Raw genomic sequence first — 16,309 nt, forward strand, 5'->3', positions numbered from 1 at the left:
GGGATCACATGCAAGGAGATTTGTCTAAGCGCGGTTGCGGCTCCAAATAGTGCCCCCAGAAGGATAACGCCGTAGTGTCTTTGCGTAGGCCCATATTTAACATTGAGCAGAAAGCCGAACATAACCATAGCAAAGCCGACACGCTGAAGCAGACACAGCGGACACGGAAGCTCATTTAGGGCAAATTGGAGCACAAAGCCTATCAGCAGAACAGCGGTTAATCCGAGCAAACCTAGAGTGTTTAAAAAGTTAATATGATCACGATTCATTCCGCAGACTCCTTATAACAAGATGGAAAGAGAGTCAGTAGCATGGTGATTAAACCAATACAGCCCGACGATAACGGAAACACTGAAAAGACCATATCCGAGTGATTTTTTGCCGCAAAATGCTACGAGCATTGCAGCAAATAAGATGAAAAAAATGAGTGACATCATAAGGAAACCCTTACCTATAGTTTAGATATGTCCAAAGCAATTCAGTTCGTTGTCTCTACGATAGAACAAATTATCCGAAGGCATGAATGTAAATCGACTTGAGTATTGCTTTTGTTAGCATTGAGAGCCTGTCACTTCCTGTGTACTACTCTTGGACATAAATTTATGTTTGTATTATCCCTCAACTACCTTAGATTGACTTAAGCCATCCTTCAATCTTTAAAGCAACAAGATAAGGTTGCGAAAACGTAAAGCACGAATGTCAGTAAGAAATAGGTTGAGAGCTCTGCCTTGTATACAGAACCCGAAATGTGCTGCAAAAATTATCTTGAAAGGTCCAACAGACCCTTGCAATGCGGGTATAACTACACGTTGATGATTTAGTATTTCGCGGAGTTTGATTATTAAAACGACGTTATTACGTAAAATTGATTTTGATAGGCACAGAATATTAATTATAAGTCAATGAGTTAGGGTTGGTTAGCTAATCTATGGTCACCCTTGCTGTATGTGTTGCTAACTAATTATGTGAATAATTGATTGGTTTATTATATTTCTGTAATATCCCCACTATTATTTAACAAGTGTTACATAAAAATGAATAAAAAAAGGTTTGTTTTAGCAAGTTGTTTTGCAACAACATGCGCAGTTTCTGTGTCTCAAGCGTTTGCGAGTGGAATTGAGCCACGCATAATTGGCGGTGGTGATGCTGTTAAAAGTAAGTGGCCTTTTATGGTCTCTTTAGCCAACAAGAGTTCATTGTCAGGTTTTTGCGGTGCAAGTTTTCTGGGTGGGCGGTATATTTTAACGGCTGCACATTGTTTAGTGAAGAAAAACGGTCACGTAAAAAATCCAAGTGATATTAAAGCTTATGTTGGCGCCTATAACCTGACTAATGGTACGGCAGACAAATACTCTGATATTGCAGCAGTTTATATCTATCCCGCATACGACGCTTCTCGCTTCAAGAATGATATTGCAATTTTAGAGTTAGTTCAGCCAATTTCCTCTGCCTCTGCCTCTGCCTCTGCCTCTACTATTGCTGCCGCTCCCACGATAAAAGGAGATCTTGACGTTGCTGGCTGGGGAAAAACCCGTGCTAATGATAACAATTCCTCTCCCTATATCTTACAAGAAGTAGAGGTTCCGTATGTCGATCACGGCACATGTACCAACCTCGGAAATAATTACAGTAATATTGATGAAAGGACTGCGTTTTGTGCAGGTCATCCAGCGGGTGGCAGAGATTCATGTCAGGGTGACAGTGGCGGGCCGATTATTAATGATTTGAATAAACAGGTTGGTATTGTCAGCTGGGGAGACGGGTGTGCCAAGGCGGATGCCTACGGCGTTTATACAAGGGTTCAAGCCTTCAATGATTGGATAGAAAATAGTAAGTCTGACATTAGTTATCAGCAAGTACATATTTTGCCTTCTAAAGAAGGGGTTCACCAAGTTGATGTTGAATTTACTAATCTTAGTTCCAAAGCCTATGCAGGCTTAGACTTTAATTTGCCGTCGGGCGTTACACAAGAATCTCTAGATTGTAATGTGGCTCCAAATGGTAAATGTAATGTAAGATTTAAAGTTAATGCGAGTGAGGCGCTGGCCACCAGTGATAAAGTCGTTATTCCTATGGAGAGTGTTAAGGAAGGTGCTACGAAGCAAAATCCTTCACTGGTCATTGGTACCAATGTTTTTAATGTTAAACGATCAGAACCAGTAAATACGCCTAAGGGTGGTGGAGGCGGCTCCACTTCACTCGGATTTGTGCTCCTCTCTGTATTGGCGTTATTTACCAGACGCTTTAAATAACAGGACACTCTTAGCGACTCTGTATTCGCAGGGTCGCGTTCTTCCCAGAATTATCTTGATTAGACCATATCGCCGTTTTTTCTCGTCTCTACTGCCGTTTTACCACAATCATCGTAGTGGTATCTATTTGGCTTTGTTCATTCTCTTCATATTCGTTGTTTTATTTATTAATCAATACTTCCAATGACTTGAGTTTTAAAATAGAGTCTTAACTCTGCTCCTTCTATTTCTCAAAAAAGATAAAATTTACTTTATTGTAAAAATATTACTTTAAATTTAATTTAATTAGTTCATAAGCCGTGTCGAATCTGCTTAAATTCCCGCCTCAGTAAATTTGTTCAAACAACATCCAAGGAACCGGTTAGCCAGCTTCTTTCATTTCTCGATAGATCAAGCTCGCGTTTGCTGCTCAATTTACTTCACTATCTCTTTTATCCAAGAAATTAAACGAGCATTTTAAAATGAAAAAAACAGCAACACTCTTGACACTTTTATCGCTAGTGGGGGTGGCTTCTTTTGTCCCAGCAGTAAGCAGCGAACCAGTTCCTGCTCAGTCAAAAATTATCGGCGGGGTCGATGCCAATAGAGGCGATTGGCCCTTCATGGTGCGTGTAGCTCCGAGTGGGGTTGATGTGAACTTAGGTTTAGGCTGTGGGGCCTCCTTCCTGGGGGACAAATATATCCTTACAGCGGCACACTGCTTGGACTTTCAGAAAGACAATAAAATCGCAGACCCGAGTAACATTGATATTTATGTTGGAATTTATGATTTAGACAATCCGACTCAGGCGTTACCTGTGAAAACCTATTATGTGCACAAAGACTACAACAGCAAAACGATGCACAATGACATAGCGATCATTGAACTCGAAAACTCGTTCTCAGGTTCACGTGTAGAGCTTCAAACTAAGCCTTATGCGTTCGTACCTAACGCTAATTTATCAGTAGCTGGGTGGGGAGTCATTGATGAAGTTACAAAGCAAACTCCAACGATCCTGAAAGAAGTGAAGGTGCCTTTTGTTGACACGCTTACCTGTCAGGCAGCTGGTGGTAGCTATCTCGATGTTGATGATTCGTCATTCTGTGCTGGCCTGCGATCTGGTGGAAAAGATTCATGTCAAGGTGATAGTGGGGGGCCTATCGTCAACCAAGATGGAAAGCAAGTTGGGGTTGTGAGCTGGGGTGTCGGGTGTGCACAGCCCGGTAAGTACGGTGTTTACACCAATACAGTTGAGCTTGGAGATTGGATTGATGGTCACTCTTCGGGAATAAATTACTCACAATTCCTCTTGGCTGATTCGCGCACTGGTGTGTATCATTTTAACGTGCCAATCAAAAATGACAGCCGGGATGAACTGGATATAAGAGGCGCCGTTTATGCCAATGGTATTACGGTGAGCAATAATAGTTGTGTTGGGGTTATTCCAGCAGGAACAGAGTGTTCATTTGATATTCACGTGGATGCTGGAGTGGCGATTACCGATAAAAAAGGTGCTCCGATCACTATCCGTGCTCAACATGGAGCTAAAATGATAGACCTCGATATGGCAGTTCGAGATGCCAAGTATAAAGAAGCACTATCTTGGCCTAGTAATGATATATCTTGGCCTAGAGGTGGGGATAGTGGTGGATCAACTTCGCTAGGATTTGTGATCCTCTCTGTATTGGCGTTTTTTACCAGACGCTTTAAGTAAGCTTTGAGATAGACGAAAAGCGGCCGTAGGGCCGCTTTTCATTTTATTGCCCGTTTTCGACTATCAGGGCACCACGAATGGATAACCCGCACAACATGGTGGGCATAGCGTTATAAATCTCCTCGAACTGTTCGAGACCCTCGATACCTTGTTCTGCAAGCGTGGCAATTGAAGTGGCCGGATCATAGAGCATACTGATAGAGAGGAGCACACCACCGAGAAGTGCGTTGTCTTCACTATCTTCTGGCATCACGGTTTCCCAATCATCCCTTGCTAAGTTCCAACCTTGTAACATACCTTCACAAAACTCTCTCGTTGCCTCATTAACGATATCTTGTTCATCGAGTGAGCAGCTTTGCGGCCACTGCCAGCGATTCTCAAGAAGTGCTGGTCGATATTCGTTCCAGATCGCAATAATATGTTCGATATAGGTTTCGAGTAATTCACCGTCGCCAAAAGGAGCCACTTCTTCTCCTCCCCATAAAAATGGTAGCCATTCTTGAGGAGAAAGTTCATGGGGCGCTGCGGCCATCGCGGTCACGAATCCGTGTGTCTTGGGTTCATTGACGAGTTTGCCTTGTAATTCGGGCAATGCGAGAACTTCGGTTAGTGTCACAGTAGACATCCTTTATCTTTCAGAGAAATATTGATTGGAATATGGTAACAGCCAATCGTTGATATAAAAAGGTTGCTACTACGATATCTTCGCTATAATTTTGGATAAACAGTCGAATTCTAGGGCGTCATGGATATACGTTCATCACTCAAGAAAAAGAGCATATTTGCGCTGGCGATCTATTTAGCTATGGCAGTGTCTCTTATTGGCACGGTAAGTTACTTAGTTGTAGAGCCGCCTACTCGAACGCAATTGGAGAAAAATCTCGATGCTCGTACTGAGTTAATATCAACGGAAATACGAGAGCCCATTAATGGTTCGCTTGGTATTCTTCAAAGTGTGGTGAGCATAGGCAGCATCGACGAGCCGCAAGAGCGACAAGCCATAATGCTTGCAAGTTTGTTTGGCCTTATCGATGGTGTGACAGTGAGTGGTGGCCTTTGGCCAGTTCCTTACACTATTAGTGACACTGTTCCTTTTCAGAGTATTTTTTTCAATCGTGCCGCAGACGGTGCTGTTGATCGTGTCTACTCATGGGATAACCCAGCATCTGGAGGCTATGATAAAGAAGCGTGGTATACCTCGGTGATTGATGCCCCTGTGGGGACCGTTTCTTGGTCTTCAGTCTATATTGACCCATTCACTCACGTTCAGATGATCACAGCTTCCTCCCCTTACTACGTCAATGATCGATTTGCTGGTGTTGCTACGGTTGATATTTCACTTGAGAGTTTAGTCGCTTTTGTTCGAGTGCATGCTGAACAACATGATCTCGGGGTGATCTTGCGCGATGGTTATGGCGATGTGATAACCGAGCATAATTTTCAGCTTGTTGAGGACATCTACATTAGTAAAAATCAATTTGGTGACTTCAATTGGACTGTGGATGTTGTTAATGCAAAGCGTCTAGTAAAAGAGCAAGTTTACGATTTAGTGCTCAATGTTGAGGCGGTAATCGTACCTATCATGCTTGCTTGCGTGATGCTCGGATACATGCTGATTAATCGATTTTTGATTTCACCTATTATTGTTATCGCTCGGCGTGTAGATGAGACGATGGAAGGGGGGGAGATCAAAGTTCGTTATCAAAGTGAAGATGAAATTAAATATTTGATTGACTCGTTTAATCAAAAAACTGTCTTTTTAGAAGAAGAGAAAGTTAAGGCACAAGCTTCGACTAAAGCAAAAAGTGCGTTTTTAGCGGTTTTGTCGCACGAGATCCGTACCCCAATGAATGGCGTCTTAGGAACAGCTCAGATATTGCAAAAAACGGAGATGACAGACGAGCAGAGAAAATATTTAAAAACACTGATCGACTCCGGCGAACATATGATGACTTTGCTTAACGAAATCCTCGATTTTTCAAAAGTTGAGCAAGGACATCTGGAGCTTGAGCATAAACCCTTCCCACTCGAGTCGGTACTCGGGAGTATCAACAGTGTATACAATACACTTTGCTGTGAGAAAGGCTTACAGTTTAAGGTTTACTCTGATGTGCCTATTGAGCGTTGGTATCGTTTCGATAAAGCTCGTCTTCGTCAAATACTTTTCAATCTGCTCAATAACGCGGTGAAATTTACTTCACGCGGGTATGTTGAGGTGTCGTTTACCGAAGAGATTATCGATGACCAGACATACTTGCGCCTAAGAGTTCGAGATACTGGTATCGGTATTCCGAAAGAAGCCAGAGAAAAAGTGTTTAAGCCGTTTGAGCAAGCTGAGTCCTCAACAACTCGCAGATTTGGTGGTACAGGCCTTGGTCTAGCGATCGTCAACCAGCTTTGTGAGTTAATGGGTGGAAAAATTCAATTAACTAGCGAAGTCGGTATTGGTTCGTGTTTTGAGATAAGTTTTGCCGTTGAGATAAGCGAGCCCGTTTTCACTGAAATGGCGATGCATCACAAGCATGATTACAATGGCCTAAATGCCCTTATTGTGGAAGACAATAGAACCAACGCGATAATTCTCAATACATTTCTTAAAAATAAAGGCTTCGCTTGTGATTGTGTCGAGAATGGTGAATTGGCGGTTAAGGCCGCAATATCTCAAGACTATGATTTAATTCTGATGGACAATCATATGCCGGTGATGGATGGAGCTGAGGCAACAACGGCTATTCGTAAGCTGGCAAAAAACAAAGCGGGAATGTTAATTTTTGGTTGTACAGCAGATGTCTTTCAGGATACACGAGAGCGTATGATTGATGCTGGTGTTGACCATATTATCTCAAAGCCAATCGATGAAACTGAGTTGGATGATGTCCTCATTAACTACACTGAGAAATTGTACCAATTTAAGCCAGATCTTCTTGCGAACCTTCAATAGTTGGGTGAATGCGAGGTAGTGAGTTAATCAAGCAAGCTCTGTAAAACTTATTTATTTTTAATCGTGATTTAGGAATGAAAAAAACTGAAATCATCTTTTTTCATTCAGTTTTTTATGTCTTTTTATCTAGCGGCTATTGATTAATCTAATTTATTATTCAACCATAAGATTCAGGACATAACGAAATATTGAAGTAGTCTTATTTATACCCAAGTGACTTGAAAATGAAGGATTTAGAGCGATGCCACAGTGCTGAGTTCAAGGGCAATGATGCAGTGGAATGATGGGCTCTTTTCAAGTTGTTTAACGAAGAAATAGTTGCCTTGCCTGCAAAGCAAGCCATTCTCACTAAACCTAGCATCGAGAGGTTGCTTGGATATATCATGCTTTTATATCTAAAGTCCTTACTTTTATTTGGGTATATCACCTCCTAGCCATTCTCGCTGAACTTAGCATATTGAGGTTACTCGGGTATAAAATGTATAAAGTGAACAATTGGGTTATTAGCCCAAATTATCCTGTGGCGTTCAATTACAAGAGCAAAGAAGAAAAACGCATCGGTACTCATGACTATTTAGTTCTGATGATCCTATGTAATAACTTAGGGAATATAGTCACTAAAGACGACTTATTGGAAAAAGCTTGGCCGGGAAAGTTAGTCTCCGAAGGCTCATTAGTTCAGTCTGTTCGCAATATTAGAAACCTCTTAGAAGATAATGGTAAAGAACAGAAGTATTTAAAAACCATTGCTAGGGTAGGTTATAAACTGGAATCGAGTGCTGTTTCCTATATTGAGGATCCTGAGATAGAGAAGCGTTACGTTACAAAATTGGGCGAGCCTGATGTTCTAGTAGCAATGAAAGCTAAAAGTGGAGCGTCTCGCTCAGTTGGTGATTTCAACCGTTTAAATTATTCTCTATGTGGTGTGTTTGTTTTCATTTTAGTGGTATTTCCGTACTGGTATTTGCACCAATCAGAGCGTTACCCATCTGCAACTATTTACAAAGTCTTTGAGTCTGAATTTTTTAGTCTTTATTGGAACGATGTAAAAGAGGGAGAGCGGATCGCAGAAAAACTCTCGAGATTTAATAAAGAGTTATTTGGCCGACAGAAAGACATTAAATACATTATCTCAAGAACTCAAAGGGTAGTATCAATAGTGATCCTCAGAAAAGGACAGGAGCCACTTAACAAAGTATTTCTACTGAGTGGAAACGACGATAAAAAGTTTGTTGTACGCCATATTAAAGATGAGATAAGACAATATCTGCTGTATTCAAACGAAATTAAAGCGCAAGACCTAAAATCAGCTCATTGAACGTAATGAGGATACGGTATCGATCATGAACTCAATGTTTGTGTGGGCGGCTACATAAGAGTATCAACTTACCATCTAGATGTGTTGAATGGCTCCTTTTTCAAAGCACGAATCAGGAAATCTGGGTGGCCAGGTATTGAGTAAAAGCACTATTATTAGTTCTATTAAAAAAAAGATCAAGATGGAAGACGGTTTAATTAGAGCAAAGTGATATTTTAATAAATTTCACCTTGTTCACTTTTTATTGTGGTGAGAAGTTGATGATGTATTAATCATTAGTGGGGCCGCAATATGAAAAGTAATGCACTTTTTTTCCTTGGTGTGATCTTCCTAAGCGTGAATGCGCCAGCAAATGCGGAAGTCGCTGTACCTAAGACTATGAACTATAACGTTTATATGCTCGAAAACACGATAAATCCCGGTAGAAAGCAGTTGCAAAGAGCACAAAATCTCGTTAACTCAAACCTATTTGATTCAATGGAAGTGGTTGTATTTAATGAGATATTCGATAACGCATCAAGTAATGTCTTGCTCGACGGTTTAAAAGAGGAGTTTCCCTATCAAACGCCAGTGCTTGGACGTGAAAAATCTGGTTGGGATGATACTCAAGGATGGATGGGCTATAAGCCAGAAGATGGTGGTGTTGCTTTAGTGAGCCGACACCCGATCAAATCTCAGACTCAAGTGATTTACCAACAAGCTTGTGGGGCTGATTGGTTGTCTCAGAAAGGCTTTATCCATGCGGTCATCGAAAAGTCAAATCAGCGCTTCCATTTTATCGCAACCCATGTTCAAGCTGAAGATAATGCCTGCAAAGGCGACGACGTAGCGATTCGCAAAAGCCAGTTTGAGACCATACGTGATTACATTAACCAAAAGGATATCCCGAACGATGAAATGATCATTATTCTGGGGGATTTAAATGTCATGAAAGCTTCTCCCGAGTATCGATCTATGCTGGAGACACTTAACGTTAATGAGCCAGATAGCTATGCCGGTGCTGATTATTCTTGGGATCCATCCTCTAACGCCTTAGTACATGCAAATTATCCAGATTTGAAAGGGCAGCTCTTGGATTACATCTTTGTTGAAAAAGACCACAAGCAACCACGATATTGGCATAATCAGGTTTGGGATGTGGTGTCACCTCGTCTTGAGATATTCGGAACCTTTGAAAGCTATTATATGTATGAGTATTCCGACCATTATCCAGTTGTCGCTTTTGAATTTGCCGATGAAACCACCCCAACACGCAGCTTTCGTGCTGACAACCAACCTTACGATCGCATTCAATTTCAGCATGCAGCAAGTAACAAGTTTATCTCTGCTGCGATTGATGATAGAGAAGGCTGGCTAAAGGTCGATAGCGAGGGCGGCAGTGAACAATCTTTCTTTAAGCTGGACTCTTGGACGCTTAACAGTGCTTTCTGTCTATATGATGGTGATTACGTACGCGTATCGAGAACTGATGAGTTTTCAAATTTCTATTGGAATTGGAGAAAGGATCGCTATTACACCGATCATAAAAATGCCTCACATTTCTTAAAAATTCGCAGAGAAAAACCTGCAGATACGTGTATTCAAAACGGAGATGAGGTGGTGCTGTTTGATCACGCACTATTTGGTAAGGATGAATACCTTGCCCCTAACAATGGTGAGTTGGTGTCACATTCCGAGCCCGCGAGCGACAATGACGTGTTTTACCTAAAGATGCCGGAGTTACAATACACAGATTGGTCACGCTTTCTACGTTATAATTAACCTTGCATTGATTATAAAGCCACCCATATGGGTGGCTTTATTTTAACGATAGCGTAGCACCAAGATATTAACAGTAAGCTCTTGCTACTCGTCCTGAAGAAATCAGTACATAACGTTTTGCAAAAGCTGGAATGAAAACAGATTGTCCTTTTGCAACAGAGCAGGTCTCCCCATTTTCATGCATCAATACCAGATGATTATCCAGCGGCAGTAATATTTCGGCGCCTGCACTGACCACTTCACGCATATGGCTGCTTAGGAGAATAGAAAATTTAAAGTCGCTGACTGGTATGGGAAAGTGCAAAGCACCATCTTCCTCGCTTGGCTCAATGATCAATTTGTTGGTGGGAAGCTCATCAAAACGAGTGCAGGAAACCAACTCGTCAACATCAATGTGTTTGCTGGTCAACCCTGCTCTTAATACGTTGTCAGAATTCGCCATGATTTCAAGTCCCGTACCTCTGATGTAGGCGTGTGGTGTCTGCGCATCAAGATACATAGCTTGTCCTGGGCTGAGCGTTACGACATTGAGCATTAGGGGGGCAAATAAACCAAGATCGTTAGGGTATTCTTTTTCAAGCTCTTCAATAAGTTTAAAGGTTGGGTCCTCAGATAAAGAGGCATAAACCATGAGCATGACAAGCGACATCTCTTTTTGCTCACCGTGCAAAGAGAGAAGACTAGAGAAAAATTGCTTTAAGCCTTCTTTGCTTGGTTCGGTGACTAACCCATTGACTAAATGGCGTAATTCAGGGATATCGAGCGAGGTGAAAAAGCGCAAAATTTCCTCAATGGGTCGAAATCCGTTCATTGCCTGATAATCAGTTAACGCATAAATCAATTCGGGCTTATGGTTGGCGTCCTTATAGTTGCGTTTATTGTCATCGATAGGAATGGCTAGCTTTTCTTCTTCTAGAAAGCCTTTTTCTGCTTGTGCTTTATTCGGATGAACTTGGATCGAAAGAGCTTTTTCTGCCGCAAGAACTTTAAATAAAAATGGCAACTCACCGAATTTTTGAGCAATAGTTGGATTTAAGAATAGTTCTGGGTCTTGTGATATTACGTCGTACAACAACGTGCTTTGCCCAGACAATGAAATGGTTGACCCGCCATTGGGATGGGTGCCCATCCAGAGCTCTGCTTGTGGGGCGCATTCAGGATTGGATATGTTGAATAACGTCTTGAGTGAATGACGACTTCCCCACGAATAGGGCTGAATGACATTTGTCATAGGGAAAAATGTGCGTGACGTAAGAACATCGGTAGCGAAAGAATAATCAGACATCAAAATTACCATTAGATAAGACTTGAGCAGTGCGAACTGCTCAAGTGGTTGGGTGAGATTATGCAGTAGCCGTTGTGAGATTGGATTTACGTAACTGCTTGATAATTAGGCAAGTTAGTGCGGTCACTACAGCGCCTGTTGCCATAGAGAACAGGGCAAGTAATGGTAGGTTCATGGCACCTAACAAAGCCACCACGGGACCACCGTGTGCAACGGTATTAGTGATACCAAATGAGAATGCCATCACTGCGGCAACCATAGAGCCGAGTACATTGGCAGGGATCACAGATAGTGGGTCTTGTGCGGCAAATGGGATGGCACCTTCTGAAATACCAACTAGTCCCATGGCACCTGCAGCTTTACCAGTTTCGATTTCAGAGGACTCAAACAAGTCCCAGCGTCGACCAATCATGGTCGCAATTGACATTCCTAGCGGGGCAACAGGAATAGCACAGGCCATAGCTCCCATGAACTGAGTCTGTCCACTTGCAATCATGCCCACCGAAAATAAAAATGCGACTTTATTAAATGGACCTCCCATATCGAACCCAGCCATACCTCCGAGTGCGATACCAAGTAGAACAACATTGCCTGTGCTCATGCTGGTAAGTAGAGCGTTGAGGCCAGTCATAAGATCAGCGATAGGCGCGCCGATAACGAAAATAAATAGGCTGGCAATAAATAGCGCCCCTGTAATCGGAGCGATCATGATGGGAACCAATGGACGTATGAACTTGTGATAGTTCAATGACGTTACGCCTTTGACGAAATAACCCACCAATAAACCGGCAATGATGGCACCAATAAACCCGGTCCCTGCTTCCGCACTATAAAAGCTACCGTTATTGGCAATCCAACCACCGATTAACCCCGGAGCAAGAGCAGGCCTATCAGCAATCGCATAAGCAATGTAACCTGCTAGTATCGGGATCATGAGAGTAAATGCCACGACGCCGACTTCAAGGATCTGATTCCAGATGCTGCCTTGTGGAATGACCATTCCTGCATCACTTGGCTGCCCACCGATGGCTAAGGCTAAAGCAATGAGTAATCCCCCAGTGACAACGAAAGGGATCATGTGTGACACACCGTTCATTAGATAGCGGTATAAATTCGAACGTGCATCAGAAATGGAGCTCTCGCTCGATTCTTTAGTAACGGATGGTTGATAAACTGGGGCATCAAGCGCTTGCTTTATGAGCCCTTGAGCATCACGAATAGGCGCTTTAACGTTGGTTTTGATGAGACGCTTTCCAGAAAAACGTGCAATATCAACTTGCTTATCTGCAGCGATGATAACGGCATCTGCGCGAGCAATTTCCTTGTCGGTTGGGCTATTTTTAATCCCAATCGAGCCATTGGTCTCTACTTTGATATCATAACCTAGCTTGCTTGCTGATTTTTCAAGAGCTTCAGCGGCAAGGTAAGTGTGAGCGACGCCAGCAGGGCAGCCAGTGACTCCGATAATAAACCCTTTGGCTTGGGTGACTTCCTCTTCGACGGCAATCGTAGGTTTGGTAAGCAGAAGTTCAAGCGCCTTTTCAGGGTTCTCCGCTGACATAAACTGATGAATAAAGCCGTCTTCGATTAACTTGGAGGATAATTGGGCGAGCACTTCAATATGGTGGTTGTCGCCGCCATCGGGTGAGGCGATCATAAAGAAAAGTTTGGAAGGCTCTCCATCTTCAGCTCCGTAATCGATACCTTGTTTATGAACACCGATTACAATGGCTGGTTCGATCACAGCCGAGCTCTTGGCGTGGGGAAGGGCAATGCCCTCTTCAAAGCCAGTATTACCTTGGGCTTCTCTAGCCAAAATATCGCTTAAGAAGCGTTCTTTATCAGAAATTCGTCCCTGTTGGTACAAAATCTCGATCATTTCCTTAAACACTTCGTGTTTGGAATTGGCATCGAGTGAAAGTTTTATTAGATCTTGATTGATAAGACCGTTGATCATTAGTTTCCCCAGTTAGCTTTGTGCTTGACCAGGACTATTGTGGAAGGCTTATCTGTCTCTCTGTAGTGAAGATAAAATGCATTTACTAGACGATTGTTGCTGCCTCAATTTAGTGTGATTTTGATCCCACATCAGGTCGGATGACTTATTAACGTGAGTATATATGCATCAAAACACCGACTTAAATCAGATAAAAGTCGGATATAAACAATAAATATAAAATTAGCGAGAGTGTATAGCATCCATTGAGACTATAAATTCGTTGCATTAGCTGGATTATTGTATCCATTTTCACCAATATTGACTAAAGCTAATAGAGAAATTTAATAGTTATCTGTATATGTATGCGCTAACGAAATAACTTATAAGAGTTCAAGATGGTTTTTCACGACTTACTCTCTACGATTCTTGCTGAGCGAGACTCCTCGCATCGAGTATTATTTGCTGGTGATTTTCATGCACCACCACCTTGCAGTTACCAAGTAAATTTTCCTCGTTTGGAATTGGTTCTGGAGGGCGAATACATTAATGAAATGGAAAACCATGAGCGTAAAGTGACCGAGTTTGTCGCTAAACCAGGTGATGCAATATTTATCCCCCCTAACTCTTGGAATAAACCCAAGTGGGATACGCAATGCTCTGTTTTAAGTATGTTATTTGGTAAACGTCAATTAGGCTTAAGCTTGGTAAGTAAGCGCGCTGATGATACCGAGTTTTTCGATGTACAAAAATTTAGTATTCAAACTCGTTCAGGCTTTGCGATTGATAACATTCTCGGTGCATTGAATTCATTGGCAAGAGAGCAAACTAAAAAACCAATGGATGAGTTACTACTGCAAGCGTTATTGCAATACAGTATCTCTATTCTCGAAGCGCCTACAGAAAAGTCTCACAGTCGAGTCCAAGACTTGTACCAAGGCATCTGTATTTACATCCAAGAGAACTTCCACCGGACCATAACTCGCGATAGCATTGCAGAGCGATTTAGCGTCTCTCCGAATCACCTTTCGCGTCTATTCCGACAACAAGGTCACATGACCTTAGCGGACTACATTACTTGGGTACGTATCGATCGTGCGAAGTTTATGTTAAAGAAATACAATTTTAAGCTCACAGAAGTATCCCAGCGTTGTGGTTTCAATGATGTGAACTATTTCTGTCGCGTGTTTAAACAGCGTACAGGCAGCACGCCAACGGACTATCGTAGTGCTGCTTAAAGCGAATTTAGCTTAAACACATACAATAGCACTCGCAGAGCCCACAGGGACGCGAGTGCGCAGCCTTTTGATATGATCTGATAGATAGCGTAGCGATGACTTTTTCGTGGTATCAGTGAGTATCATGCTCGAACACTTTGTGGGCGGATATTTTTGGTGCGGCTTAGCGAGGGATTAAATCTACCGAAGCGTACATTAAAAGTGCCTGCAAATCGATACGATTACGAGTGGAAAGCAGCCTCTCTGCAATAGGCTCAGCGAGCATGTTGCGAGTTAGGTTAGTGGCTGTAATGATTTGTTCACGACTTGGATTGGTAGGCAGCACCAGTGCGATAGCGAGATGTACACCACCGAGTGGAGAATCCCAATCTATCGGCGTATCGCTGCGAATGACACCGACAGCGACCCAATCAATAGGGGCGAACATAACATGAGGCATGGCGATGCCTTGGGTAATGTGTGTGGAAGAGCGCTCTTCACGTTTAACAAAAGCCAGCAGTAACTCATCGGTACATTCAGGGTAGATGAGCTGTGCTAATCCCTTGAGGCACTCAAATTTAGTCAGCACAGTATGGGCTTTGGCGTAGTACCAACAAGAATGGCATGGGGTAGCAAGTTGAGGTAAACGTTTGCCAATATCATTAGAGCAGTGGTGGGCGATTTGAGGGCCGATGACAGTGTAGTGCTCTGAGATGACGGCTTTAAGAACGAAACAAGCCAGTTCAGCATCAATGCCTATTGCAGCAATCTGGCACAAGTCCCCCTTAATCAACCCCACTTGCATTACTGCCATTGAGTTATTCAATGGTGCGGATCGATTCTGAGTAATATTAATAATACGCAGTGAACATTTGAATTTCTTGGCCAAATAACGCAAGGGCTTACCAATACGGGATCGGCTGAGAGTATTATCGACTAAAAAGCTGATTTGATACTCGTTCATATCACCACATTAGCCACGAGCGTGGCGAATAAAAACCTTATCAACGTTTCTCAACACCTCTTCTATCGGCAAACGTACAACCTCAACACGATTAAAACGCTCTGGTGATTCTATCTCAATATCAGAAACGATGAGAACTCTATCTGCATTTTCGATTTCACGTTCAGAAAGCAGGTTTTCAATTCCCATTGCTCCTTGTGTTTCTACTTTTATGTGCACTTTATGTTTCGCTGCGGCTTTGACTAAAGCATCAGCGGCCATGTAAGTATGTGCAATGCCAGTCGGACAGGCGGTTACAGCAACAATCTTCACAGGATATCTCGGTTTATTTTTTGCGGATACTAACATAACGTTTGTCGAAAAAATGTAAATTACACTTCTAATTGAACGATGTACATCACAATTTTTTGCACGTGGTACAATAGTATAGCGATTGTTTTTTTCCTCTACTATTAGATAAATTGAATGCTGGCTAATCTGAGAGTCAGCGCTGGTAATTCAGGGTTGCAGCAATGGAAATCACTCAACTAATTGAGCCCGGCCTTTTGTGTTTAGACCTTAAGGCCAAGAACAAGGATGACGTTTTAAAAGAGCTGGTTGATAAATTAGACCAAGCAGGAAAGTTGATCGATAAAGAGCAATTTCTGGCCGATGTTTGGCAAAGAGAGCAAATTGAGACAACAGGGTTTGAAGATGGTATTGCCATACCACATGCTAAGAGCAGCGCAGTATTTGAGCCAGCGGTGGTAATAGGGATTAGTCGAACTGGCATTGATTATGACGCGGAAGACGGCAACCTCTCCAACGTATTTTTTATGTTGGCATCGCCGGTTCAAGATGATCAACATCATATTGAAGTTCTGGCCCAGCTTTCAACTAAGTTAGTCCAAAGCGGTTTTGTGGATAAAATGCTCGCGGCAAAGAGTGAAAAGGAACTTTAT

The 16,309-nt window shown here is 42.4% G+C and carries 13 protein-coding genes and 1 pseudogene; 7 read left to right on the forward strand and 7 right to left on the reverse strand.

The genetic code is table 11. The features are described from left to right. Together RH40_RS00010 and RH40_RS20870 are read right to left on the reverse strand one after the other, a co-directional pair. A partial coding sequence (locus RH40_RS00010) for a disulfide bond formation protein B (RefSeq protein WP_009599173.1) occupies positions 1–269 on the reverse strand: 269 nt, incomplete at its 3' end. A gap of 12 nt (positions 270–281) precedes the next feature. Then, positions 282–437 (reverse strand): DUF5993 family protein, encoded by a 156-nt coding sequence (locus tag RH40_RS20870; protein ID WP_167317714.1) that lies wholly within the window; start codon positions 435–437, stop codon positions 282–284. Between the two features lie 597 nt (positions 438–1,034). On the opposite strand from RH40_RS20870, the gene RH40_RS00015 reads away from it, so the two are divergent. Further along, on the forward strand, positions 1,035–2,252 hold the full coding sequence (locus tag RH40_RS00015; protein ID WP_009599174.1) for a S1 family peptidase: 1,218 nt from the start codon (positions 1,035–1,037) through the stop codon (positions 2,250–2,252). Positions 2,253–2,713: 461 nt separating this feature from the next. Further along, entirely contained in the window at positions 2,714–3,946 is a 1,233-nt protein-coding gene (locus tag RH40_RS00020) for a serine protease (RefSeq protein WP_009599175.1), read from the forward strand. Positions 3,947–3,989: 43 nt separating this feature from the next. Here the strand turns inward: RH40_RS00020 and RH40_RS00025 are convergent, their stop codons facing one another. Beyond that, positions 3,990–4,562, reverse strand: coding sequence for a UPF0149 family protein (locus tag RH40_RS00025; protein WP_009599176.1), 573 nt, complete (start codon positions 4,560–4,562; stop codon positions 3,990–3,992). 129 nt (positions 4,563–4,691) lie between these two features. Between RH40_RS00025 and RH40_RS00030 the strand changes: the two genes are divergently transcribed. The 3 genes from RH40_RS00030 (at position 4,692) to sph (ending at position 9,966) form a co-directional block, all read left to right on the forward strand. Then, positions 4,692–6,887 (forward strand): hybrid sensor histidine kinase/response regulator, encoded by a 2,196-nt coding sequence (locus tag RH40_RS00030; RefSeq protein ID WP_009599177.1) that lies wholly within the window; start codon positions 4,692–4,694, stop codon positions 6,885–6,887. 478 nt (positions 6,888–7,365) lie between these two features. After that, positions 7,366–8,205, forward strand: a complete 840-nt coding sequence (locus RH40_RS19980; protein ID WP_009599178.1) for a winged helix-turn-helix domain-containing protein — start codon at positions 7,366–7,368, stop codon at positions 8,203–8,205. A gap of 291 nt (positions 8,206–8,496) precedes the next feature. Beyond that, the gene (gene sph, locus RH40_RS00040) at positions 8,497–9,966 is read left to right on the forward strand and encodes a sphingomyelin phosphodiesterase (RefSeq protein ID WP_009599179.1); all 1,470 of its coding nucleotides are present in this window, start codon (positions 8,497–8,499) and stop codon (positions 9,964–9,966) included. A 67-nt stretch (positions 9,967–10,033) separates the two neighbouring features. On the opposite strand, the gene manA is transcribed toward sph, so the two are convergent. Next, positions 10,034–11,251 carry a mannose-6-phosphate isomerase, class I gene (manA, locus tag RH40_RS00045; RefSeq protein WP_009599180.1) on the reverse strand — a complete coding sequence of 406 codons (1,218 nt, stop codon included), beginning with the start codon at positions 11,249–11,251 and terminating at the stop codon, positions 10,034–10,036. A gap of 58 nt (positions 11,252–11,309) precedes the next feature. Then, entirely contained in the window at positions 11,310–13,208 is a 1,899-nt protein-coding gene (locus tag RH40_RS00050) for a PTS fructose transporter subunit IIABC (protein ID WP_009599181.1), read from the reverse strand. Between the two features lie 377 nt (positions 13,209–13,585). Between RH40_RS00050 and RH40_RS00055 the strand changes: the two genes are divergently transcribed. Further along, complete coding sequence (locus RH40_RS00055) at positions 13,586–14,425, forward strand: AraC family transcriptional regulator (RefSeq protein ID WP_009599182.1); 840 nt, start codon at positions 13,586–13,588, stop codon at positions 14,423–14,425. Between the two features lie 163 nt (positions 14,426–14,588). On the opposite strand, the gene RH40_RS00060 is transcribed toward RH40_RS00055, so the two are convergent. Both RH40_RS00060 and RH40_RS00065 read right to left on the reverse strand, forming a co-directional pair. Then, positions 14,589–15,368, reverse strand: coding sequence for a PTS sugar transporter subunit IIA (locus tag RH40_RS00060; protein WP_009599183.1), 780 nt, complete (start codon positions 15,366–15,368; stop codon positions 14,589–14,591). A gap of 9 nt (positions 15,369–15,377) precedes the next feature. Next, the gene (locus RH40_RS00065) at positions 15,378–15,680 is read right to left on the reverse strand and encodes a PTS fructose transporter subunit IIB (protein ID WP_009599184.1); all 303 of its coding nucleotides are present in this window, start codon (positions 15,678–15,680) and stop codon (positions 15,378–15,380) included. A gap of 200 nt (positions 15,681–15,880) precedes the next feature. On the opposite strand from RH40_RS00065, the pseudogene RH40_RS21270 reads away from it, so the two are divergent. Further along, positions 15,881–16,274: pseudogene (locus RH40_RS21270) on the forward strand (PTS sugar transporter subunit IIA); the annotation flags it as partial. Positions 16,275–16,309: the final 35 nt, after the last annotated feature.

The sequence above is a fragment of the Vibrio caribbeanicus ATCC BAA-2122 genome (genome assembly GCF_000165125.1).
In the GTDB taxonomy this organism is placed as follows: Bacteria; Pseudomonadota; Gammaproteobacteria; order Enterobacterales; family Vibrionaceae; genus Vibrio; species Vibrio caribbeanicus.

Excerpts from the sequence above, each read along its gene's own strand:
- RH40_RS00015 (WP_009599174.1), top strand. The coding sequence starts at position 1,035 with ATGAATAAAAAAAGGTTTGTTTTAGCAAGTTGTTTTGCAACAACATGC.
- RH40_RS00050 (WP_009599181.1), bottom strand. The coding sequence starts at position 13,208 with ATGATCAACGGTCTTATCAATCAAGATCTAATAAAACTTTCACTCGAT.
- manA (WP_009599180.1), bottom strand. The coding sequence starts at position 11,251 with ATGTCTGATTATTCTTTCGCTACCGATGTTCTTACGTCACGCACATTT.
- RH40_RS00060 (WP_009599183.1), bottom strand. The coding sequence starts at position 15,368 with ATGAACGAGTATCAAATCAGCTTTTTAGTCGATAATACTCTCAGCCGA.
- RH40_RS00055 (WP_009599182.1), top strand. The coding sequence starts at position 13,586 with ATGGTTTTTCACGACTTACTCTCTACGATTCTTGCTGAGCGAGACTCC.
- RH40_RS19980 (WP_009599178.1), top strand. The coding sequence starts at position 7,366 with ATGTATAAAGTGAACAATTGGGTTATTAGCCCAAATTATCCTGTGGCG.
- RH40_RS20870 (WP_167317714.1), bottom strand. The coding sequence starts at position 437 with ATGATGTCACTCATTTTTTTCATCTTATTTGCTGCAATGCTCGTAGCA.
- RH40_RS00030 (WP_009599177.1), top strand. The coding sequence starts at position 4,692 with ATGGATATACGTTCATCACTCAAGAAAAAGAGCATATTTGCGCTGGCG.
- sph (WP_009599179.1), top strand. The coding sequence starts at position 8,497 with ATGAAAAGTAATGCACTTTTTTTCCTTGGTGTGATCTTCCTAAGCGTG.
- RH40_RS00020 (WP_009599175.1), top strand. The coding sequence starts at position 2,714 with ATGAAAAAAACAGCAACACTCTTGACACTTTTATCGCTAGTGGGGGTG.